Origin of the sequence: Sphingobacterium siyangense (assembly GCF_023277505.1) — a bacterium.
In the GTDB taxonomy this organism is placed as follows: Bacteria; Bacteroidota; Bacteroidia; order Sphingobacteriales; family Sphingobacteriaceae; genus Sphingobacterium; species Sphingobacterium siyangense.
The window spans coordinates 2,630,664-2,652,838 of sequence record NZ_CP080574.1; the positions used below are offsets into that span (position 1 = coordinate 2,630,664).

The 22,175-nt window shown below is 38.7% G+C and carries 20 protein-coding genes; 12 read left to right on the forward strand and 8 right to left on the reverse strand.

Annotated features, from left to right (window positions below; genetic code table 11):
- Nucleotides 1-225 precede the first annotated feature (225 nt).
- The 3 genes from K2F45_RS10570 (at nucleotide 226) to K2F45_RS10580 (ending at nucleotide 4,055) form a co-directional block, all read left to right on the forward strand.
- Complete coding sequence (locus K2F45_RS10570; RefSeq protein WP_145327383.1) at nucleotides 226-540, forward strand: hypothetical protein; 315 nt, start codon at nucleotides 226-228, stop codon at nucleotides 538-540.
- Between the two features lie 67 nt (nucleotides 541-607).
- Nucleotides 608-1,384: a GLPGLI family protein gene (locus tag K2F45_RS10575; protein ID WP_088161169.1), complete on the forward strand. Its 777-nt coding sequence runs from the start codon at nucleotides 608-610 to the stop codon at nucleotides 1,382-1,384.
- Entirely contained in the window at nucleotides 1,365-4,055 is a 2,691-nt protein-coding gene (locus K2F45_RS10580) for a carboxypeptidase-like regulatory domain-containing protein (protein WP_248933514.1), read from the forward strand. Before K2F45_RS10575 ends, K2F45_RS10580 begins: the two co-directional genes overlap by 20 nt.
- Before the next feature lie 105 nt (nucleotides 4,056-4,160).
- On the opposite strand, the gene K2F45_RS10585 is transcribed toward K2F45_RS10580, so the two are convergent.
- A complete protein-coding gene (locus tag K2F45_RS10585; protein ID WP_248933515.1) occupies nucleotides 4,161-5,048 on the reverse strand; it encodes an alpha/beta fold hydrolase in 888 nt (295 codons plus the stop codon).
- Between the two features lie 123 nt (nucleotides 5,049-5,171).
- Between K2F45_RS10585 and K2F45_RS10590 the strand changes: the two genes are divergently transcribed.
- Complete coding sequence (locus K2F45_RS10590; RefSeq protein ID WP_075992126.1) at nucleotides 5,172-5,540, forward strand: MerR family DNA-binding protein; 369 nt, start codon at nucleotides 5,172-5,174, stop codon at nucleotides 5,538-5,540.
- A 47-nt stretch (nucleotides 5,541-5,587) separates the two neighbouring features.
- Nucleotides 5,588-6,079, forward strand: a complete 492-nt coding sequence (locus K2F45_RS10595) for a hypothetical protein (protein ID WP_248933516.1) — start codon at nucleotides 5,588-5,590, stop codon at nucleotides 6,077-6,079.
- A gap of 38 nt (nucleotides 6,080-6,117) precedes the next feature.
- Here K2F45_RS10595 and K2F45_RS10600 read toward each other — a convergent pair whose 3' ends face one another.
- The 3 genes from K2F45_RS10600 to K2F45_RS10610 form a co-directional block, all read right to left on the reverse strand.
- Nucleotides 6,118-7,659: a protein adenylyltransferase SelO gene (locus tag K2F45_RS10600; RefSeq protein WP_075992128.1), complete on the reverse strand. Its 1,542-nt coding sequence runs from the start codon at nucleotides 7,657-7,659 to the stop codon at nucleotides 6,118-6,120.
- A gap of 170 nt (nucleotides 7,660-7,829) precedes the next feature.
- Entirely contained in the window at nucleotides 7,830-8,255 is a 426-nt protein-coding gene (locus K2F45_RS10605) for a luciferase domain-containing protein (RefSeq protein WP_248933517.1), read from the reverse strand.
- A 15-nt stretch (nucleotides 8,256-8,270) separates the two neighbouring features.
- Nucleotides 8,271-9,197: an SRPBCC family protein gene (locus K2F45_RS10610; protein ID WP_248933518.1), complete on the reverse strand. Its 927-nt coding sequence runs from the start codon at nucleotides 9,195-9,197 to the stop codon at nucleotides 8,271-8,273.
- A 583-nt stretch (nucleotides 9,198-9,780) separates the two neighbouring features.
- Between K2F45_RS10610 and K2F45_RS10615 the strand changes: the two genes are divergently transcribed.
- The 6 genes from K2F45_RS10615 (at nucleotide 9,781) to K2F45_RS10640 (ending at nucleotide 17,349) form a co-directional block, all read left to right on the forward strand.
- Nucleotides 9,781-10,821, forward strand: a complete 1,041-nt coding sequence (locus K2F45_RS10615; RefSeq protein WP_248933519.1) for an endonuclease/exonuclease/phosphatase family protein — start codon at nucleotides 9,781-9,783, stop codon at nucleotides 10,819-10,821.
- 154 nt (nucleotides 10,822-10,975) lie between these two features.
- Entirely contained in the window at nucleotides 10,976-11,635 is a 660-nt protein-coding gene (locus K2F45_RS10620; RefSeq protein ID WP_248933520.1) for a SanA/YdcF family protein, read from the forward strand.
- 89 nt (nucleotides 11,636-11,724) lie between these two features.
- Entirely contained in the window at nucleotides 11,725-12,324 is a 600-nt protein-coding gene (locus K2F45_RS10625; protein WP_075992132.1) for a hypothetical protein, read from the forward strand.
- Between the two features lie 350 nt (nucleotides 12,325-12,674).
- On the forward strand, nucleotides 12,675-14,228 hold the full coding sequence (locus K2F45_RS10630; protein ID WP_248933521.1) for a serine hydrolase: 1,554 nt from the start codon (nucleotides 12,675-12,677) through the stop codon (nucleotides 14,226-14,228).
- A 356-nt stretch (nucleotides 14,229-14,584) separates the two neighbouring features.
- A complete protein-coding gene (locus tag K2F45_RS10635; protein WP_248933522.1) occupies nucleotides 14,585-17,011 on the forward strand; it encodes a TonB-dependent receptor in 2,427 nt (808 codons plus the stop codon).
- Nucleotides 17,012-17,112: 101 nt separating this feature from the next.
- Nucleotides 17,113-17,349: an endonuclease/exonuclease/phosphatase family protein gene (locus K2F45_RS10640; RefSeq protein WP_075992136.1), complete on the forward strand. Its 237-nt coding sequence runs from the start codon at nucleotides 17,113-17,115 to the stop codon at nucleotides 17,347-17,349.
- Nucleotides 17,350-17,529: 180 nt separating this feature from the next.
- Here the strand turns inward: K2F45_RS10640 and K2F45_RS10645 are convergent, their stop codons facing one another.
- From K2F45_RS10645 to K2F45_RS10660, 4 genes are all read right to left on the reverse strand, one after another.
- Complete coding sequence (locus tag K2F45_RS10645; protein WP_083663811.1) at nucleotides 17,530-17,931, reverse strand: (R)-mandelonitrile lyase; 402 nt, start codon at nucleotides 17,929-17,931, stop codon at nucleotides 17,530-17,532.
- 132 nt (nucleotides 17,932-18,063) lie between these two features.
- Nucleotides 18,064-18,642 carry a sugar O-acetyltransferase gene (locus K2F45_RS10650; RefSeq protein WP_248933523.1) on the reverse strand — a complete coding sequence of 193 codons (579 nt, stop codon included), beginning with the start codon at nucleotides 18,640-18,642 and terminating at the stop codon, nucleotides 18,064-18,066.
- 46 nt (nucleotides 18,643-18,688) lie between these two features.
- Nucleotides 18,689-19,744 (reverse strand): alpha/beta hydrolase, encoded by a 1,056-nt coding sequence (locus K2F45_RS10655; RefSeq protein WP_248933524.1) that lies wholly within the window; start codon nucleotides 19,742-19,744, stop codon nucleotides 18,689-18,691.
- A gap of 88 nt (nucleotides 19,745-19,832) precedes the next feature.
- Nucleotides 19,833-20,711 carry a helix-turn-helix domain-containing protein gene (locus K2F45_RS10660; RefSeq protein ID WP_248933525.1) on the reverse strand — a complete coding sequence of 293 codons (879 nt, stop codon included), beginning with the start codon at nucleotides 20,709-20,711 and terminating at the stop codon, nucleotides 19,833-19,835.
- Nucleotides 20,712-21,188: 477 nt separating this feature from the next.
- On the opposite strand from K2F45_RS10660, the gene K2F45_RS10665 reads away from it, so the two are divergent.
- A complete protein-coding gene (locus tag K2F45_RS10665; protein ID WP_248933526.1) occupies nucleotides 21,189-22,073 on the forward strand; it encodes an AraC family transcriptional regulator in 885 nt (294 codons plus the stop codon).
- The last annotated feature ends 102 nt before the right edge of the window (nucleotides 22,074-22,175 follow it).

The window sequence follows — 22,175 nt, forward strand, 5'->3', positions numbered from 1 at the left end:
TAGGAAAGCTTTTTACTTCGTTACCTCAAAACGATTTGCTCCATAATTCGAGTTATTCAGTGATAAGCCCATTGCGAATAGTAACTAATAAGCTACGAATTCTAAGTGACCATTTACAGATATTTAATCATCATTTAAATAATTAAATGTGTCTTTATTTTTACTGCCATATACAAGGGTATGTCTTCAAAACATACCATGGTTTAACAAGTAAATTTAAAGACAATGAAAAGATTAATGATGAGTTTGGTAGCAATGGTGATGCTATCATCTGTTGCTTCGGCCAAGACAGCCGCAACAACAGTCAACGGAAATGCATCTGTGAAAACAACTTCCCAGCGCCTGGCCAACAATACGGTTAGGGTTACCGAGGCAAATACGGAAACGAATGCGGCATTCGTACGCTGTAATTTTAAAGTAAGTATTTATAGCTGTGATGGTGTTTTATTAGGCAGCGCTGTATACACAGATTATGCTTCTTCAGCTGGCGGCTGTGCTAATTTCTTTGCAGCAATGCATGACTGGGTTGCAAACAACTAAACTTTTATTCATTCTTACACAAAAACAAAAGCGGGGCTTTGACCCCGTCTTTCTAAACTAAATTATCATGCGTAAATATTATATATTCTTTTTATTTCTATTCCTTTCCAGATTATCTTTTGCACAGCGGCTTCATGCGATATATGAATACATCCCATCAGCCATGGCTACTTTTAAAGAAGATGTTTATTATGATGGAACAGTGAAGATTGCAGTTCGTGATTCGATGCCAATACGCAAGCAGGAGCTCAACAAAGATGGCGATGATGAAGTAGCTTCCTCATTTTCGATAACAATCGGATCTGGCAAGAGGTATAACAGGGTCGTGATCCATCAAAATAAGGCTGACCAACAGCTAGAAACCCGTTCCATTCAAGGTGTTAACTATTTGGTGACGGACAAATTTCCGGCGTTGGTCTGGAATACCGATTACACCGATGTGGATACGTTAGGCAAACATGTATGCCACAAAGCAACGGCCTCTTATCGTGGAACTACTTTGGTCGCTTATTATACCAATGATATTCCCGTACCTGTGGGACCATCGAAATTTGGTGGCTTGCCGGGCCTTATTGTGATGCTGTATAACGAAAGTGCCAATCCGAACTATTGGTACCTGAAGGAGGTAAATTATCCCTATGCGGGAAATATTCCCGTAAATGATAAATATATCCAGTCTTTACCCAAATTGAGCCTGGAAGAATTTGTCAAGAAAGACGACCAAATCAATGAAGAACAAATGCGTATTATGTACAGCAAAATGCCAATGATGGAAGGTGTAAGCGTTGATAAGCAAAAAGTTAGAGGCAGTGTAGAGCAAGTGTATGAATGGGAACATCAATAAGCGGATAGCGGCCTTATTCAGCTTTTGTCTGTTGTTTATGGTCGTACATGGACAGGTTGCTATCCATGGAAGCGTTAGTACTGAGGGAAAAGCGTTAGGAGGGGTACGTATTGATTTACGGCGTGATGGCGATAACAAAATGTTGGCTTATACGTTTAGCGACGGCCAAGGCAAATATCATGTGCAAACGGCCCAAAGTGGACCATTTACGTTGCTATTCAAGGCGCTTAGCTTTAAGCCAGTTTCCCTTTCGATTACGCCTACGCAGGCCGACACGCTAATTGATGTACAGTTGTCAGCTGGAGGGGTGGAGCAATTGCAGGAAGTGATTGTCCATTCCAAAGGCCCCTACCGCCGGGGCAGAGATACCATTGAGCTTGCTGTGAAATCCTTTTTGCAGGGTGACGAGCGTACGGTAGAGGATCTTCTTCGAAAGATTCCCGGCATTCAGGTGGGGGCCGATGGGAGTATCAAAATAGGCAATAAAGAAGTAGAAAAAGTGATGGTGGAAGGGGACGATTTTTTTGAAAAGGGCTATCGCCTGCTGACACAAAGTATGTCCGTTCGTCCCTTGGAAAAAATTCAGATATTGCAGCGGTATTCTAATAATAAACAGCTGAAAGGTATCGAAAATTCGGACAAAATTGCACTAAATCTGCAACTTAAGGAGGAAAGCAGGGCACAGTGGCTTGGCTCGGTGGATGCGCAGGTGGTTCCCATAGGTTCAAAATATTATCAGGCCAATGCGAACTTGATGAATTTTGGAAAAAAGAACAAATATTACCTATTAGGTGCTGCTAACAATAATGGAGTCGATGCCGTAAGCAGTATTAACCACCTGATCCAGTCTGGTTCTCCTGATGAACCAGGTCAGATTGGTGTCGGAATAACAACACCTACTTTGATAGATAATACGCCAAATTTGCCTAGTTTTGATTATAAAAGAACGAATTTCAATAACGATAAGCTGTTGTCCTTGAATACCATTTTAAATCCGACCCCACAGTTAAAGATCAAATGGCTGGGTTTTGCAAATCCTACTAAAAAATCATTTTATCGAAATACCGTGCAGAACTATCATTTGGAGGATATTCAATTTACCAATACCGAAGATTATCAGTTTACCAGAAACATCGATAACTACTTCACGAAACTGGAACTGCAGTTGGAGCCCAATAAGCGTACACTGTTGAGCTATTCAGGTACACTAGGTTCTCTGAGAAAAAATGATTTGGGTGCATTACTGTTTAGTGGTGTTCAAAGTGAGGAACTGACCAAAAGTAAAGGATATTTGACCAACCATAGTCTGAGTTATAGCTACAAATTTTCGGAGCGGGATGTACTGGTCAGCTCACTACGTTGGATAAAGCAGCAGTCGCCATTGGACTACAGTATCAATCAATACTATTATGAAGACTTATTTGGAGGTAAAGATATCCATGCGGTAAAACAACATATCGAAAATAATCTGCAGTATATGGGCGCTACTACACACTATGTAAGCCGAAAGAAAAATGGTGATTTTTTTGAGTTGGCCTTCAATATGGCCTACCAGCAGCAACAGCTCAACACCGAATTGAAGTTGTTATCAAATCCAGACGAGTTGGTTGGGACAGCAGTATCTCCTTCGGGATTTTCCAATGCGATGGACTTAAACGTGTTTCAGACGAACCTTATTTCCAAGTATACCTTTAAACGAAATAAATGGGAATTGACACCTCGCTTGCAGGCAGGTCTTGTACAGAACAGGTTGACAGATTTTGGGAAACCCAAACATAAAAATAACCTGTTGCTTTCTCCAGGACTATCGGGGAAATGGGTTATCCATCCAAAAGGGCGACTGGAAACAGATCTCTATTTTCAACAACAGAATACCTCACTCACCGAGCTAATTCCCCATTATTATACGACAGGGGTTCGAAACTTTATTCGAGGAACGGATAATCTAGCGACCTTAAGTAGTTCTGGTGGCACGCTGATGTACACCTATGGCAGTATGACAGATCGTTTTTTTGCGAACCTTTCGGCCGGACATCAGATTTTGTTTGATTATGTGGGTACAGAAAGCAGTTTAGACCCCAATTTTAGCCTTGTGCAACAAGTATTGCTTAAAAACAAAAAGAGCAGCAATTACAAGGCAGATCTCAATTATTACCTGAAAGTTGTAGGTGGAAATTTCCGTCTGGACTTAGGTGCAAACACGGCAGATTACGAAACATTGGTGGTGGGCGTGGGCAATCGTCAAATTCATACAGAGACATATGATTATGGACTATCGTTTAGAAGTGCATGGAAATCCAGGTTGAATATTTACACAGGTTATGCCCTGCAGTCGGTTACTTATCGCTCAGATAGCAAAACTACACTCAATAATAGCCGCGGATTTCTGAATGTATTTTTGAATATGGGAAAAAATATACAGTGTAATCTAAAGAATGAATCCTATCGCTTTGGCAGTTTCCTTGGGCAGGATTCCAAGACCTATTATTTTTCGGATTTCTCCCTATCTTATGAATTGCGGCAACATAGGACAAGATTTACCATGACAGCAAAAAATATTTTTAATACTCGCTTTTTCAGAAATGCTGAATTGACAGACCTTTATAATACCAGTACCGAATATAAACTTTTGCCGGGTTATATCAGTTTTGGGGTAGATTACAGCTTTTAAGTTTTTATCTTGAAACCAGGACAGAACATATCGTCGAAGATGAAAAATTCTTTCAGGATAGGCCTGCAACCGTTGCTTTTTATTACAAGTTGATTTCATCCGAAATTAGATTGTCAATAAAAACGCTTTGATCAATTCGGCGGTTTCAATAGGTTTTTCCGCAAGAATAAAATGGCCACAGTTTTCAATTTTTTTAAGTGTTAGATTACGGGTGATTTCCGGTAATGAATGAAGCAGTAGGTCATAGCCACTTGCACCAATCGCCAGGACTGGCATTTCTAATTTACTGTAGCTCGCGTAATCTTTAATATCCTGTGGAAAGGCTTGATACCATGCATTGGAACAACGAATAGCATCTTTATTATCATAAGCTTCACTATAAACAGATTTATCAAATTGGCTTATGCTATCTTTATTAATCAGCAGGTTGTCAAATAACCAAGAGATGACGATTGACATGCGTCCCTCAAGTAACCTTTCTGGTAATTCTTTTACTTGATTAAAAGCTAGCCACCATGGATATAGATAAGTTCCCCCCAAAACAGGTAACATAGGAAGCTGATACATGCTTGGGTCTGGATGTGGTGTATCCAGCAGTATCAATTTGCTAGTTGCTTGAGGATAATTACAAGCAAAACTAAAAGCAACATGTGCACCGATATCGTGACCTGCAATAAAAACGTTGTCCAAGCCTAAATGCTTTACTAATTTGTAGATATCCTTGGCGATGTTCTTTTTGTCGTAACCATTTTCCGGTTTATCCGAGCTACCCATTCCTCTAATTTCAACTACAAATACTTGGTTGCTTTCTGCTAATATAGGCATTACATGATGATACGCCCACCATGTTTCTGGATAACCCGGAATAAGAATTATGGGGTCTCCTTTGCCTCCGTGAACATAATGGATTGAAATGTCATTTATTACGATAAAATTGCTTGTGAAGCCGGGTACAAGTTTAATAAGTTCTTTGTCGGAATATGCTGTTTTCATGATAAAAAGATATTTATAGCGACCATTGATTTTCTATAGACAAATTTAAACTGTATTTTTACAACCAACAAGTATGAAGTATACTTTATACTTGTGATATTTTTTTAAACTATTGATTATCAAGTGAAATTAATTAGTCAACTAGCGAGGGAAGCGAACATTCCTATCGGAACTATACGTTTTTATGAAAAGAGTGGACTCATTTCTGGCAAGACAAAAAAGGATATAACTTCCAATAACTACGTTTATTACGATGATGAAGTAACCGAAAAACTGAGGTTCATAAAGATGGCAAAAGCTGTAGGTTTTACGTTAGCTGAAATTAAGCAGGTTATTGATGCATGGTATCAAAAAGAGCTAACTCAGACAAGTAAAATGGAAGTGCTCGATCTTAAATTGGAACAGATAGATGCTAAGATAAGGGAACTTAAAGTAATGAAAAAGCAAATCGAACAATGTAAAAGCAATATCCAAAATGGTTTAAGTCGATAACCTATGTTTCCGGCTTTACCTACTCCTAGCTCATTGAAATGAAAAAGATGAAAGAATACAAAATTGCTATTGGATTGTCAACCGTATTGTGTCTAATTGCCTTTTTTATTAGAGATCGGTTTTTAATGTTTTTTACAACCGAAATTATAGGTGAAAGCCCCTTGTTTAAGGATAGCTGGCGTCTACCTGGCCAGGTTTTACCAACACTGATTTTTATTTTCTCTTTTGGAATTCTCCCTTTTCTGTATCTGTCAGTCAAAAATTATTGTAAAGTATCTTCGTTAAGAAATCAACGGCTTTCCCTTCTAATTATCAGTACTTCGGGACTTATATTGTGTTGGGTGCGCTTGGTTTATTTAAAATTTAAAGTTGCTCAGATACGAGACCTGTTAAGAAGGGCCGAGTTTACTTCGGATGGTGATATACCCAGCGTTCGGTTTCAAGATATGCATCTAGAGTCTTATCTCTTAGTAGGCTTACTTGTTGGCTGGCTACTAAGTATTATTATTTTTAGAAAATCTACAAATCCTAAACTTTAATTCCCCCCCTGAATGCGTAACGAGAGGGGGATCTCGTACTATGAACTGCATGAGAGTGTAGAACATCCTGCGGTGTTGTCATAGCTAGAAGGACGTTTGACGGAAAATTCCGGAAATAATTCTTGGTATGGATTTTCTAATGCTTGCGTTAGTTTCATTAACATTGCTGTTTTTCCAGCATTAATTTCTTCAATGCATTGGTAAAGCAGATAGTTCCGCAGTATAAATTTGGGGTTTGTTTTTTTCATTAAATCCAGGGACTCAGCTTTTGAAATTGAATTTGAATGCAAGCGGGATTGATAATGTTCCATGAAGTCTTTAAGTCGGCTAAGCTTTTCTTCATTTAACACAGCGTAAGCTACTGGGCTAAAATGTTCATGTAAATCAGTTTCTGGAGTTATTTTTTCCAATTTATTGAAGAATAAGGTATGATCCAATGCGAGTTCTTGCATTAAACCTTGCCAGTTGTTAAAAAACACCTCATCTTCCTTTTTTAGCCCATCAAATCCGAATTTTTTGCAAAGCATTTTGTCATGAGCTTCCCAAAAATAAACGCCAAAATTATTTAGGGTGTTTTCAAGGAATTTTTCATCGTTGATGATAGGTTGGAGGGCATTCGCAAGTTTCCATAAATTCCAGTTTGCAATCTGTGCCTGCTTTCCAAATGCATATCTCCTTCCTGGTAGATCCGTCGTATTGGGCGTGAAATTTAAATTATATTCATCCATCATTGAATAGGGACCATAATCGATCGTTAGGCCTAAGATCGACATATTGTCTGTGTTCATTACCCCATGCACAAAACCTACTCTAAACCACTCTACCATTAAGTCTGCCGTGCGGTTACATACATTTTCAAAAAAATCTTTATATTTCTGCTGATCGGATGAAACAATTTCAGGGAAGTAATTTTCAATCGTAAAATCAAGCAGATCCTGTAATAAGCTGTGCTCCCCCTGAGCAAACATCAGTTCAAAATGTCCAAAGCGAAGGAAGCTTTCGGCGGTTCTGATTACCACGGCTCCTTTTTCGTATTGTGGGTTGCCGTTGTACATGATATCCCGAAGAACATCTTCTCCCGTAAAGGCCAGGCTTAAGGCTCTGGTAGTAGGTATGCCCAAGTGATACATGGCTTCACTCATCAGGTATTCACGTACAGAAGACCGCAATACGGCTCTTCCGTCCGCACGTCTTGAATAGGGCGTTGCACCAGCTCCTTTCCATTGAATTTCGGTCTTCTTACCCGCGGCATTGGTAATTTCTCCTGCAAGAATAGCCCTACCATCGCCCAGTTGTCCGGCCCAGTTACCAAATTGATGTCCCGCATAAGCTGTAGCGTAGGTCTGAATATTGTCGGGTAGGTGAGATCCTACCAAAAAGTTAAGATCCTTTTCTTCAAATTTACCCAGCCCTATTTCCTCAGAAAGAGCCTCGTTGAAAGCAATCAGTTGAGGCTGTTCAAACCCAGCAGGTTCGATCGTAGCAAATAACACTTTTGGCGTGCCTCGCTGTGTAGGATTATTGGAAAAATCTCCAGGGAATTTTTTGAGGAAAGGTTGTTTGATCTGTTCAATATTCATACGGCAAAGATATTAATTATAAAAGATATAGACTTTCCAAATTATGGAAAGTTCCTGCATATGGTCAAAGCGTTTTCAGAATGACCATGTTGAGAGAAAAATCAGTTGCTGTCGGACTAGGCTCGCTAATTATTGCAGTGACTGAACAATTCATGAAGATCAAAGCCTGTCTAACAGAATACAGAATTCTGTTTTTCTCTAGCACGGTCGTAAGCCTTTTGCAAGAGGTAACAGGCATAGGCAACATCTTGCTTATTGTGAAGGTAAAAACTGATCCATCCTGAATTTTTAAATAGATGATGGTCCTTGATTTTTCCGTCTATCATTAATGATTTTTTTAGCTCTTTATTTAATAAAATATCCACTAAACCATTGCTATGTACATGTGCGAATTCCTTTCCCGAATAATTGAACGCAGTCCCGCCATATTTATGTATCCCAACCGTCGTCCCGGGCATACCTTCGACATTTTCTTCCAGGTCATCGATCCAATGTAGCAGTTCGGGCTTCGCAATGAACATCCAAAGTCTCATAAGACTATCAAATAGGATGGCTAATAAAGGGATATCCTTTAAAAAGCCAAGTTTTCTTACCACAAAAGAAAACATAGGTTATCGCTCGCTTAATAGTTTAATATGCTCCATTACTCGGAAATGGACATTCCTAGTGATACTTTCTGCCCAAAGGTCATAATACCAAGTAGGGAAGACATGGAGATTATACCAACTGTTCCCGATAAGGGTGGTGGTACCATTTCCATTGTCTTTCAACATAAATTGACCTCTTTTGATATCTATATGTCCCATAATTTCAGGGTCTTTGGGTTGATCAATGATATCAAAAACTAAGTTTTCATTGACGTCAAATTTTACAATCTTCTCATCGAAAATATATCCGTTGCTGAAAATGCATTTTCGGTTTGCGCCCAGTTTATGCTCACTTACCGTTGTGGCCATTGGGCTCAGCATTCCTATATTAAAGAGCCAATAGCTTTCCTTCTGAGATATCGGATCGAAGGCGACCACGTGCTCCCATACTTGTGCTGGACTCGCATGAATCAAGATCTCATCGGAGACCATATTTTCGTGATGATGATCACTCAGGGAGTCAACAATAAAAATTCCAAGTAACAGGCTAACAATGCTTATATTCAATTTTTGATTACTCTTTTTAAACATTGACCTTCCAATAAAGGCGCCTGCGATAACAAAACCAAAAATAAGAGGGGAAACAATTAAGAGGCAAATAATGCCTTCACCTAAGAATATAAAGCTCAGTAAGATAGCCATGAGACTACCCAAGATAGAGCATGCCGTTATTTGTGTTCCTCTCATGTTGGTATCTTTCCAACACCAAGCCATAATAATACCCATCAACAGTGGAATAATCACAAACTCAGAAAAGACAAGTACACACACATCCTTGGGCAGCAATGAAGATTGCATACCAATAATTAGAAATGCAAAAATGTTGGCTATTAGAATGCCCTGAACTATTTTAGAACTTCGTACTTTATAAAACGTTTGTTTCAAACTCATCGTATTTGATTGTTAGGCTTCCCGACTCAGGCTGATCTGATTTTAGCCGCATATTCACACACTGCTTAAAGGCGTTTAAGTGAAAAAGCGATATCGAAGCTAATGCTTTTTTAATTGTTAATGACCAGTGGTGTCTGAATATTTATTTCGGTATTTTGTGCCTTTACTCAGGGACCAGCATAATAGTTCCATTCATCATTCGGGCGACAATTTATGAATATGCCACCCACTTTTGGCTTGCCATCCGTTATGCTAAAACTTTGTATGGCTAAGATATTAAATAATTCGCTATTTAATAAATTTTGGAATGTTGCTAAATATAATGCTATTCAATTGAAGCTGATCAAAATGTTACAAATACGGAAATGCCTTTGCGTTGGATGTATCCTACTTCTGAATTCGATACAAATCGGGAAAAAGTTGATGAAGCAAGTCTACGACAATGGGGTGGAGTTGATAATGTGGATAAAATTATTTGGTTATTACAGAAATAAGTAAGAAACTCGCTTATAAGATAATGGTAGAAACCGCATTTCGATAAGAACGTTGTGGTAATACTTGTTCATAGAAATAGACAACTCCAATGAAATTAAGAAAAATTATATTGCTTTTGGTGATAACCCTTTTAGGGCATATGCTCTTCGCTCAGGCAAAAAATGAGGTAAAGGTACTGCAAATCAATATCTGGCAGGAGGGGACTGTCGTGCCGAATGGGTTTCCTGCGATTGCAGACGAAATTATTGCCAAGCATGCAGATGTCGTTCTCTTTAGTGAAGTCCGCAATTACAAGGGAACAGACTTTATTCAGCGTATACTAACGGAACTCAAAGCTAAGGGGGCTATATATTTTGGCCAGTCCAGTGACGCAAAACTGGATGTCGGTTTTATTTCCAAATATCCGATTGAATCACAGCATAGGCTTTATGAAAAAGATAGTACTATGGGCGGTGTTTTAAAAAGTAAGATCAAGATTGGAAAGCGTTCTTTTGTATGTTATTCTTTACACTTGGACTACACGAATTATGCCTGCTATTTACCACGTGGTTATGATGGTGTGACCTGGAAAAAGTTAGATCGTCCTGTATCAGACGTAGGTACCATTATTGAGGCTAATCGTAAAAGCAAACGTGATGAAGCTATCCAGGATATCCTGAGCGATGTAGAGAAAGAGGATCAATCACAAACGTTTATTATTGCAGGTGATTTTAATGAGCCTTCGCATTTGGATTGGACATTGGCAACAAAAGATCTTTTTGACCATCGTGGGGCAGTGGTTCCCTGGGACTGTTCGGTTTTATTAGAAAAAGCCGGATTTATAGATAGCTTCCGTCAATTATATCCCAATCCGGTCAGTCATCCTGGTTTTACTTACCCTGCTTTTAACAAAGATGTTCCTATTGAGAAATTGGCATGGGCACCCACAGCGGATGATCGGGATCGGATCGATTACGTTTATTACCGCAGCAAAAAGCCGTTGAAGGCAGTAAAAGCTAACATTGTCGGTCCTGTGGAAACCGTAAAGTATGGGCAGAAGCAGGAAAAAGATAGTAAAGATAATTTCCTGCTACCCGAAGGCGTGTGGCCAACCGATCATAAAGCGATGTTGGTTATGTTTGAATTCTAGTGCATCAATAGCCATATGAAATATACCGAAAAGCCCGTAAGTGCCTACGAATGATAATTTATCTTCAGCGAATTATAATTGGTTCGATTTTTAATAGGTTGTACTGTTAAATTTGTGTTTAAAATGATAAGTTTATCATGAACAAATCAAGCTAATGAAAAAGATTAAAAGGTTCGTTTTAGTGGTCGTCGCTCTATGTGTAGTAGCCCTGGTTGTTGTGGTGATAACCAATAGCAATGTAAGGGCTAAAACAGATTCGGTGATTTTCACTGAACTTAAAGATGTGCCAAGAACCAAGGTCGCCATCATTTTTGGCGCTGGTATCAATGGTGATCAGCCAAGTAGATATTTGAAAGATAGACTCGATGCTGGGATTTCATTGTACAAAAACCACAAAGTGGATAAAATATTGCTGTCGGGAGACAACGGAAGAGACGAGTACGATGAGCTTAGCGTAATGAAGTTGTACTGTCAGAAAAATGGCATCGATACCGCAAAAATTTATATTGACTATGCTGGGTTCGATAGCTACTCGACCATGTACCGGGCAAAATATATATTTAATGTTGATACGGCAATCTTGGTATCTCAGAAATATCATCTAAATAGATGTGTTTATCTGGGCGATAAATTGGGTATAAAATCATTCGGCTATAGTGCAGATCGAGGCGCTTACCCGGGGTATAAATATTATGCATTTAGAGAAAAACTATCGGTTACGAAAGCTGTTTTGGATGTAATGAGAAATAGAAAACCAAAGCATTTAGGTAAGCAGGTGGATGTAAACGGAAAGTCGAATTATACTAAAGAATAGGTTATTAGATTTTGTAGACGGACAGACCATTTATTATACCATAGTTGTTTGATAATGTAGATGTTCGTTTAATAGTGTGCCACAGACAAATGAGAGTTATTCTAAACATATTTTTATTTTTATTCGGGATTGGATTTTTAATTCTTTTTGTTGGTATCGGTTTGTTTATGGCTGGTTTTGGCGGTGTTGACAAAGATTATTCCGTAACGGAACTTAAAGAAAACTTTGAGGAAAAAAGAGCCGAGATTTATGAAGTCAAAAATTATATAAACAAAATAATTCTACCTAACAAATTAGTTCATATAGAATTTGAGAATAACAATATGGTAGGTATCTTTCATTTGGAGGTGGACGGCAAGTTTGAAAGTAACTGGGATGTGAAAATTAATTCGAATAAAGCAGACTCTTTATTGCAAAAACTTGGTTGGACAAGAGGGACTTTAAAGACTCTCAAAGAGAAGTTAGATAATGCAAATTGTATCGGTATTACAAGCGGAGAACCTTGTAATATTAGCTTTCAACGAAGCGGAATGGGAATGTATTCTTTTAATGTGTTTGATAAACCAATTGCCGATAGCTTAAAAACGGCTTATAATGACGGTTGTACTTACATTATGGTAAATGACAGGCTTGTGCTGGAATATGGTGGTGGCGCGATTGGAAGTCAATGCTTTTATAATTTAGAATAGGTAGAAAGCTTAGTCGCTAAAAAGAACACACCGTATGAAATTGACTATTAAACAATCTTATCATCAACCGAAGAGTTACTCTTGGGTACCTTAACCATTTATAATTCCTTCAATAAACAAAAATCGTCATGCAGAAGTTTAAAATCATTTTAAAACTTCTGAATTGTTTGACTGGTAAGATCGCGGGATAAGAGTGAGCGCTAGAATAAACGAAGTTTAATCTTCTGCAGCGCCAGTATTCTTCTTTCTTTTACTAGGAGCATCCGGGGATAAAATAGCTAAAGCTAATGTCTTCAGGAGTTTGCGGGAATCAAGTTGAATAAGTATTTTCGTATAAATTCCAACTTGATATGAAATTCCTCTTAACCTTTATTTTTTGTTCCTGGTTTTCTTTTTCACTATTTTCTCAGGTTGGAAAAGTAGGCAGGCAGAAAGATCAATTTGAAGTAATTGATTCTGTTCTCGGCCAAGTTTTAAAAGATCATCATGTGGCGGGTTTTGCCGTTGCTGTTGTGAAAGGCAATAAAATAATTTATAATAAGGGATTTGGTTATCGTGATTTCGCGAATAAAAAACCCGTCACACCCAATACGCTTTTTGCAATTGGTTCAAGCTCCAAAGCTTTTACTGCTTCATTGTTAGGTTTATTGAGAGCAGATGGCAAACTAACATTTGAGGACAGAGCGGTATCTTTACTGCCAACGTTGCGGTTTTACAATGATGAGATGGATAATCAAATCGTTGTTAAAGACCTAATGGCGCATAGGACAGGCTTGTCCCGCTATGATTTATCTTGGTTTCTGTTCAATAGCAAAAATAGAGATAGTCTGATTTCACGGGTCAGATTTATGAAACCCAGCTCAGGCCTGCGAATGAAATGGTTCTATAATAACTTCATGTACCTTGCTCAAGGAATGATTGTGGAGCGAATGAGTGGTAAGACATGGGAACAAAATATACAAGAAAAGTTTTTTACCCCCCTACAAATGACCCGTTCTAATACCGATCTTTTAGCATTTCAACGGGACAGCGATGCTTCTTTGCCCTATACACTTTCCAAAGATAACACGATAAAACTGATTGATTATTATAATATTAGTGGTATGGGGCCAGCAGGAAGCATAAATAGCAGTGCTAATGACATGTCCAATTGGCTCAAGGTTTGGCTCAACCGAGGTTATTTCAATGGGAAAGAAATAATTCCTGCAAATTATATAAATGAGGCTGCGAGCTCCCAAATGGTGATGGATGCAGCTTTACCAGACAAACATAAAGATGTCTTCCTTTCCAATTATGGTTTAGGCTGGATGATTGGCTCCTATAGAGGACATTATCAAGTAGAACATGGTGGAAATATTAACGGATTTTCTGCGAATGTAGCATTTTTTCCAACAGATACACTCGGAATTGTCGTATTAACCAATCAAAACGTATCTAAAGTTCCTACAGTGGTCAGAAATTCCATAGCGGATATACTTCTTGGTTTGAATCCAATCGACTGGAATGGTGAAAAAAAGGCTGAAATCGACTCAATGCGCCATATTAAAAAAGAAGAAGAAGAAAAGTTGCCCGTTACAGCGACGAAACCTTCCCATTCCTTAAAACAGTACACTGGTTCTTTTGAAAACCCTGCATATGGAATTATTGAGGTAAGGCTTAAGAATAACAAGTTATACAGTGAACTCGGTTATGAGAAGGTTGTTCTTATTCATCGACATTATGATGTTTTTGACCCACGGTCTGTCGATAAAAATGGGGTAGCGGATACTGAACCAAGTAATCTTCTCTTTAACTTCTTTAGCGATGTGGACGGTCAGATTCAAGGTATAGGAATTCTGTTGGACGGTAGTGAAAAACCGGTTATTTTTGATCGTAAGCCCAGTCCTGTTGCTACATCGCGGTAACCGACCAATCGTATGGACCAATAAGATGAAAAGGAAGGTTCCGATGACACGCTTAAGCCAGTTGCCAGAGAAAGGATGAGGTGTCAAACTGTAATTGAACATACGAAAGCAGAAGATTGGATGGATTTTAGAATTGGCAACTTTAATGCATCTTTTAAGTATTAAAGATTTTGTTATTGTTAATTTATAGACGCATTATGAGATATTCATCTGCAAAAATAATTGATTACAATTGGCATTTTGAAATAAAATAGCTTTTTTAAAGCATATTAGTTGGAGAATATGAACATCCATTTTAGGTCACAGGATATGGTCTCGTTAATCCAAGTGAAAAAACCGATTTTATTATAAACCGAATGACTTTTTTACCAAAACTCTTATTAATTGGGATATTCTTCTTATGGAGCGGAGCCCTTTATGGGCAAGCTACGGAAAATATCGTGCAGGGTAAGGTCGTCAATCCTGATCACGTACCTGTTTTCCTGGCTACAATAAGCTTATATAGTATTGATAGCAAACTGATAGCTAGTTCAATGACAGATAGCACGGGCTGTTTTCAGATTGCGTATAAACTAACGGGTAACTATTATTTGTTGATTAAGCACATTGGTTATAAAGAGTTGAGAAGCAGCTCGTTTAATCCGTCCAATGGCAACGTTGGGACACTACATCTTCTCCGACAGGAAAATACATTGGAAGCGGCAGAAGTAGAAGGTAAAAAGAAGTTGTTTTCTGTAGATGGAGGTACAGTCGTCTATCATGTAGAGAATAGCATAGGCTCACAGGATATATCAGCTTTCGATGCTTTGAAGAGATCCCCTGGTGTGCAGATAGAAAACGATACAGACATTACACTCAATGGGAAAAGTGGTGTACAGATCCTCCTGGACGGAAAACAAACTTTTCTTTCAGGAAAAGAACTTAGTGATCTATTGAAATCGATGTCATCAAATAACCTCAAATCCATCGAAATTATCAATAATCCAAGTGCCAAATATGATGCCACTGGAGCTGCAGGTATAATCAATATCAAAACCAAAAAAAATCAGACAAAAGGATTAAATGGAAACATTTCCACGGCCTTTGCCTATGGTGTCAGTCCCAAACAATTGGAAAACCTTGCATTTAACTATCGGGTTAATAGGATTAATGTCTATGGAACTTACAATCATACATTGGGGTATTACAATTACCTTTATGGTACGGATCGCCAGCAAAACGGAAAGTCGTATGACAGCCATACGATCGACGTCGACAAACGTCAGAAAATGGCGGCTCAAGTCGGGGTCGACTATTTTATTGACGAAAAGAATACGGTCGGTTTTTTGGCAAATAGCAATTTTATCTTTGGAGGAGGTCTAACCAATACCGCTACAGCCATTACGACACCGCCTTCCACCACGGTTGAGGAAACGCTGGATGCCATTAACGATTATTACGGGCAGAATACGAAACGCTACAATTTTAACCTGAACTACAAATACGAAGATACAATAGGGCATATTCTAAATATTGATGCCGATTACGGTCTCTTCGGTAAATGGAACAAAAACTTGCAGTCAAATATTTACCGTGACAATCAGTATGTCGTTACTGACGAAAACTTTTACCGTACTCTTAATGATATCGATATTGATCTAAAAGGATTAAAAATAGACTATGCGACGCGGTTATGGGGTGGGAAGTTGGAAACAGGTGCCAAATACTCCGCAGTAGGCTCAAAAAATAACGCAAACTTTTATCATGTTAAACAATCGGAAGATAGCCTAGACAATAGACGTTCAAATGATTTTCACTTCGATGAGCATATCAGCAGTGCGTATGTTGACTACAAACGGTCCATTGGTGCCTGGTCCCTACAGGGCGGACTGCGACTAGAATATGCTAGCTCCAATGGTACCCTACTTTATCAGGGGTATGGGGCAGATCTCAACGAACATATCAATAGAAAGTTTACTAACTTTTTCCCCTTTTTTTCCATTGCCACACAATTGACTGCTAAACAGACACTGTCTTTGTCTTATGCCAAACGTATAGAAAGACCAGCATATCAGGATCTCAATCCTTTTGTATATATGCTTGACGAGCTTTCATTCTGGAAAGGGAACCCCTTCCTGGTACCTTCATTGACCCAAAGGTTTTCGTTACTTTATTCCGGGAAAAATTCGACAATAATAGGCATAAACTATGCCTATACAGACCAATTGAATGCAAAAGTAACAGATACACTGGAACAGGATAAAATCATGATGATCAGTAAAAATGTGGGGACACAGCAACATTGGTCCCTGTCCCTGACGCAGACTTATTCGCCTAGGCCCTGGTGGGACATGACTTTCAATGGCCTGTTGTATTATATCCATAATGACGTTTCCTTTGACCAGTACCAAAATCTCAACTTGAGGCAAACTGCGGGACGTGCCGGTCTCCTTCAGACCTTCAAACTCCCCTTTCAGATGAGGGCAGAAGTTTCGGTGGTCTACAATTCAAAACGACTCGGTGGGGCCAATACCATCAGTAGACCGGTTAGTCAAGCGGACATTGCGTTCCAAAAATCTGTATTAAAAGACAAAGCAACAATACGACTGGCTATCACCGACATCTATAAAGGTAACCAAGTTAAATACACGCAAAATTTACCAGGACTGCTTTCATCAAGCTATGGCTACTACGAATCAAGACAGGTACGTCTGAGTTTCAACTATAGGTTCAGCAGTGGAGCGACTAAGGATCAACGTAATCGCAAATCGGCTCTCGAAAGCGAAAGCGGCCGGATACAATAAGATATCGGCACCGTTTGTATATATTTATTTTTTAATATTGGCCCTGCAATACATTGATGAATCTTCTAAATTTGAAATCTATAAATTAATAAAGACACGACATGAAGTTTACTATTTTCTTTTTAACATTAACATTTCTTTGCTTTAACTGCGAAGCCCAAAAGCAAGCTGAAATCTTCAAGGTGATGTCATGGAATATATTGCACGGAGCAAATGATAGTGAGGATGGCAAAGCCCATGCGGTACAGATTATAAGAGAAATAAATCCGGACGTCATATTGATGGTGGAAACTTACGGTTCCGGCAAAGAAATAGCCGATTCCTTAGGTTATATATAAACTAAGTTCTTTTATTTTTCGAAAAAAAAGATTGACATGATCAAGAATTTCGCTAAGCTAAAGTCACCCAATTAGTTTTCAAGGATTAGAAGTCGACTGTAGGTAACCATGAGCCTATCGATATCGAGCTATGGCGGAGTTCTGACAATAAAGCGCTGTTCAAAACAAGTACAGGCTTTATTATTTATTGGCCAAACTGAATTCTTCTTCTGTTACGGGATTTAGCCAAGTAACCTGAACATTTTCTTTAAAATTAGTGATGGCAACATGTACCATTTTCGTAGTAGCAGTTGCGCCGTGCCAGTGTTCTATATTCTCAGGAATATTGACAACATCACCTTTTTTGATTGCTTGTGCCGGCTTCCCTTTCTCCTGATAGAGTCCATTTCCTTCGATTACCAGTAAAACCTGGCCTTTAGGATGTGTATGCCAGTTTGTTCTCGCACCAGGTGCAAAAGTTACGCTACCTGCCGAGAAATCATTGTTTTTATCCTTTGCTACCAAAGGGGTTAAAAATGCATTTCCAGTAAACCATTCCTTAGGCAATGGTTCCCCTTTGGGAAATATTTCTGCTGTGTTCATTGTATGATCTGTTTTAGTGTTGCAGGCGAATAAACTTATCGCCATAATTGGGATAACGAATAACCCGTTCATATAGTTTGCAATTTGGTCTTCATAAAGACCATCCGATATAAAGATGATCTGAATTCTTTATTATATGTTTTTAATGATTTTTGCCGGAATTCCACCGACAACTGTATTATCCGGTACGTCCTTGCTGACAACGGAGCCAGCTGCTACCACAGCATTTTCTCCGATTGTAACACCGGGCAGGATTGTTGCATTTGCCCCGATCCAGGCATTCTTTTTGATATGGATCGTAGCCACATTTAACGATTGTCTGTTTTCAGCCTCAATTGGATGGCCTTCTGTTAATAAACTCACTTTGGGAGCGATTAACACATCATCTTCTATAATTATACCACCTAAATCCAAAAAAACACAGTCAAAGTTGATGAAGACATTTTTTCCTATCTTTGTATTCTTGCCATAGTTGATATATAATGGTGTAAATACAGTTGTACTTTCATCTATAGCTGAACCGGTAATCTGACTTAATAGATTTCTTATCTCATTGGGATCAGCCGAATTGTTCATAGGCACCAAGAATGCTTTTGTAGCAAAAGAAGCTTGCTTCAAACGGTATCCTTGGGGATCATCGGAAGAAATATTTTTATTCTTTTTCAATCGTTCAAAAATATCTTCCTGATAACTGTTATCTGATGTTTTCATGGAATAGCTAGTTAAATTTTATATGTAATTTAATGAAATAAGTACGTTATTTTAAATTAGCAATAAAGAATGCTGTCAGTTTATCGAATGGAATTTTGTCGAATTGATCATATAAGTCAACATGAACTGCATTGGGGATAATCATTAGCTCCTTTGGTTCGGTAGCAGCTTTATAAGCGTCTTCACTGAAATATCTTGAATGAGCATTTTCACCTGCAATGATTAGCATGGGGCGAGGTGCAATTTCCTTGATATAAGAGAGAATCGGCATATTCATAAACGACAGGGGGGAAGTTGCCGTCCATGAAGCATTTGAATTGATAGAACGAGGATGAAATCCACGAGCTGTTTTATAATAATCAAAATATTCCCTGACAAACTGAGGCTCACTGCCAGTCAATTTTTCCGGTAAATTGTTTGTTGAAGATGCGTAAGATCCGCTTTCGGCATCTTTCCAGCGCTGCAGGCCTAATTGTTCCAATGTTTGTGTACGTTGCGCTGCAGTTACCACATCGTTATAGCCTTTTGACATGACGCGCGTCATATCGTACATACTGGTCGTTGCTACTGCTTTTATACGTTTGTCTACTGCCGTTGCATTTAATGCAAAGCCAGCAAATCGACAGATGCCAATGATTCCGATTTTGTTCCTGTCAATGTTTTTCTGCAGCCCTAGAAAGTCTACAGCTGCGCTGAAATCTTCGGTGTTGATATCTGGCGATGCTACGTTACGAGGTGAACCGCTGCTTTCACCAGTGTAGGAAGGGTCGAACGCCAAGGCAATAAATCCTCTTTCCGCCATTTGGTTGGCATACAATCCAGAAGATTGCTCTTTCACTGCACCAAAAGGGCCACTGATGGCAAGTGCAGATAACACTTTGTTGTCTGTGTTTTTAGGGATGTATAAATCGCCAAAAAGTGTGATGCCATAACGGTTTTTAAAACTTACTTTTTTGCGGGTTACCTTATCGCTTAATTGAAAAGTATAATGATCTGACGAACTATTCATCGGTTTTAAATTTTGGTTTGATTGTACATGCTGCGCGGAAGTCCTATCAGAAAACAGGAAAGACAAGACCAATAATGTTAATGCTATTTTCATATCTGTATTACATTAATTATTACAGATACAAAGGTAGATCAGTATAAAGGGGAGGTGTTAACGATTATCAAACTAAAACTTAAGAATTTCAAATCTCAGATTCCCGGAGCGATTTCGGGTTTGTTCCCGTCAGTTTTTTAAAGAAGTTATTGAAATAAGTAGGATATTCAAATCCCAGTGCGCTGGCTATTTCTGAAATATTCCAGTCTGTGTGCAACAGCAGGGCTTTAGCTTCTGTTAGGATTCTTTCTGAAATCAGCGTCGTTGTAGATTTGCCCGTAATTTCTTTTACAGCACGATTCAGATAGTTGACATGGATGTTGAGGTTTTGTGCATAATCTTGCGCTGTTCTCATTTTGAGCGGACTTGTAGGTGTTTCGATTGGAAATTGACGTTCTAATAGTTCCAAAAACACCGATGCGATACGTGCTGTACCATTCTTGGTAGGGGTATACACTTCTGACGGTTGAAGTTTAAGGGCTTCGTGAATGATTAGGTTGATATAATTGCGTATGAGTTCATCTTTAAACGTATAATCACTTTTTTGCTCTTCGATCATCTTCTCGAAAAGTGTGTTAAGGAACAAGCGTTGATCCTCCGTGATTTTTAAGACCGGCGTACCTCCGATTTTAAAGAACGGCGATTGCTGCAAGCTTTCCGCGCGGTCGGCCTGTCTTAAAAAGTCTTCCGAAAACAAGCATGTATAACCTGCATAGGTCGTAGAAATGGTTTCCCAGGAATAGGGGATATGCGGGTTCCCAAAAAATAGTATCGTGCCTTCTTGTTCAAAGCTTTTATCTGCGTAATGAATCTTACTTTTACCAGTTGTAAGGCATATTTTAAAGAAATCTTTACGACTATAAACACGTGTAGCATTACTGTCATCCTCAATCTGAAATGCTTTAAAACCCTGCAATCTCAGTTCACTATTGAATTCAGAGACACTTCGGACTATTTTTGTTTCCATAGAACAAAGTTAAGAAATTCAAATATAACGTTGTATTTAGTGCAAAAACAACCTAAATAAACGGCTGTATTATCTCAACGGCTGTATTATCACAGTGCTAAACTCGACCTTTTTTAATTTTATCAAACCAATCACTTCAAGCATTTGTCTATTTATTGACGATCGATTCAATTTAGGAAGTTTAGTTTCGGTTGGTTTAATTGTATGGTCAGGTTTAAGGCCTGGCCATTTTTAAGCTTAGGTTTAGGGATTGGGCTTTTAGAAAGTATACTCCGATCCATAAAGAATTCGTTTATAATTTAGTTAAGGGGCTAGTCGAAAGATTAGTCCTTTTTTTTAAAATTAATGAACAATTCTCACTGGATAACGTTCATTGAAGAGCTTCGAATGTTCTGATGTGAAGGAGAAAAATAGGCTTTCTATTCACGCTAGCTTGACGAAAAAGTAAATTTGACGAATTCAGAATAAATGCTTATCATGGCCTCTATGATAGTTTATCATCTAAAAGATATACAATATAAAGCTGAAAGGGCGATCACCCCTTTTCATATTTTTGATTTGGACAGGGAAGCTCTCGCAGCTTATAGAGAACCTCATACAAAAGACCATTTTTGCCTTTTGTTTGTTAAAAAAGGTCGGCTCAATCTGCAGGTGGAAGACCGCCGTTATACCGTCAATGCACCTCATATATGTGTCATCTTTCCCGGTCAGCTCTCCGCCAAAGAGTTGCTAAGCGACGACTTTGAAGGCAAATTGATCCTGTTTGACGAAGTACTATTCTGTTCGGATATCCTGAAAAACGAATTGAGTATTTACAACTACAATATCTCCGTAAAGCTCAATCATATTGAATTGCCCGAGGCAGAAACCTCAGAAATAGAGATGCTGCTGGAGCAGGTCGAAAAATCATATCAGGATTTAACATCGATCAAGAAGGAGCAAGCGCGTTTCTACATCAAAATCATCTTACTCAAATTGGTGGAATTTGTCCATACCAAATGGGGAAACAGCCAGCTCAGTAATGAAAACGCAAAGATCTATGGTAAATTTCTGGAATTGTTGGAAAGGCATTATAAAACGGAGCGTACCGTGGGCTGGTATGCAGAAAAATTACAGCTGTCTCCAAAAAAGTTAAATGAAATTACCCGCAAGATTGCAGGACTGACCTCTATAGAAACCATTCATGCGCGGATTATGAATGAAATCAAACAATTGCTGCTGTTATCCAACTACTCGCATAAGGAGATTGCCTTTGAACTCGGATTCAATTCACCTGCGGCACTGAACAAGTTTGTGCGCGCCAAACTGGACGAAACGCCAACCAATCTGCAGCAGCAATTGGCGCAAATGTATAAGACTTAAGTCTATTATGCGATTTGATGCGTTTCTGTCCTGTGGTTGTTTGGATCAAATGTATATCATATCGTAAGTAAAGTATAACATTTGCCTTCCCGGGCACAGTAA

Bases quoted from the DNA above. Each gene is read 5' to 3' on its own strand.
- K2F45_RS10600 (WP_075992128.1), bottom strand. From the start codon at position 7,659: ATGAATATTGAACAGATCAAACAACCTTTCCTCAAAAAATTCCCTGGA.
- K2F45_RS10655 (WP_248933524.1), bottom strand. From the start codon at position 19,744: ATGAAAATAGCATTAACATTATTGGTCTTGTCTTTCCTGTTTTCTGAT.
- K2F45_RS10635 (WP_248933522.1), top strand. From the start codon at position 14,585: ATGACTTTTTTACCAAAACTCTTATTAATTGGGATATTCTTCTTATGG.
- K2F45_RS10580 (WP_248933514.1), top strand. From the start codon at position 1,365: ATGAATGGGAACATCAATAAGCGGATAGCGGCCTTATTCAGCTTTTGT.
- K2F45_RS10660 (WP_248933525.1), bottom strand. From the start codon at position 20,711: ATGGAAACAAAAATAGTCCGAAGTGTCTCTGAATTCAATAGTGAACTG.
- K2F45_RS10595 (WP_248933516.1), top strand. From the start codon at position 5,588: ATGAAAGAATACAAAATTGCTATTGGATTGTCAACCGTATTGTGTCTA.
- K2F45_RS10585 (WP_248933515.1), bottom strand. From the start codon at position 5,048: ATGAAAACAGCATATTCCGACAAAGAACTTATTAAACTTGTACCCGGC.
- K2F45_RS10650 (WP_248933523.1), bottom strand. From the start codon at position 18,642: ATGAAAACATCAGATAACAGTTATCAGGAAGATATTTTTGAACGATTG.
- K2F45_RS10615 (WP_248933519.1), top strand. From the start codon at position 9,781: ATGAAATTAAGAAAAATTATATTGCTTTTGGTGATAACCCTTTTAGGG.
- K2F45_RS10610 (WP_248933518.1), bottom strand. From the start codon at position 9,197: ATGAGTTTGAAACAAACGTTTTATAAAGTACGAAGTTCTAAAATAGTT.
- K2F45_RS10620 (WP_248933520.1), top strand. From the start codon at position 10,976: ATGAAAAAGATTAAAAGGTTCGTTTTAGTGGTCGTCGCTCTATGTGTA.
- K2F45_RS10575 (WP_088161169.1), top strand. From the start codon at position 608: ATGCGTAAATATTATATATTCTTTTTATTTCTATTCCTTTCCAGATTA.
- K2F45_RS10645 (WP_083663811.1), bottom strand. From the start codon at position 17,931: ATGAACACAGCAGAAATATTTCCCAAAGGGGAACCATTGCCTAAGGAA.
- K2F45_RS10625 (WP_075992132.1), top strand. From the start codon at position 11,725: ATGAGAGTTATTCTAAACATATTTTTATTTTTATTCGGGATTGGATTT.
- K2F45_RS10640 (WP_075992136.1), top strand. From the start codon at position 17,113: ATGAAGTTTACTATTTTCTTTTTAACATTAACATTTCTTTGCTTTAAC.
- K2F45_RS10570 (WP_145327383.1), top strand. From the start codon at position 226: ATGAAAAGATTAATGATGAGTTTGGTAGCAATGGTGATGCTATCATCT.
- K2F45_RS10665 (WP_248933526.1), top strand. From the start codon at position 21,189: ATGGCCTCTATGATAGTTTATCATCTAAAAGATATACAATATAAAGCT.
- K2F45_RS10630 (WP_248933521.1), top strand. From the start codon at position 12,675: ATGAAATTCCTCTTAACCTTTATTTTTTGTTCCTGGTTTTCTTTTTCA.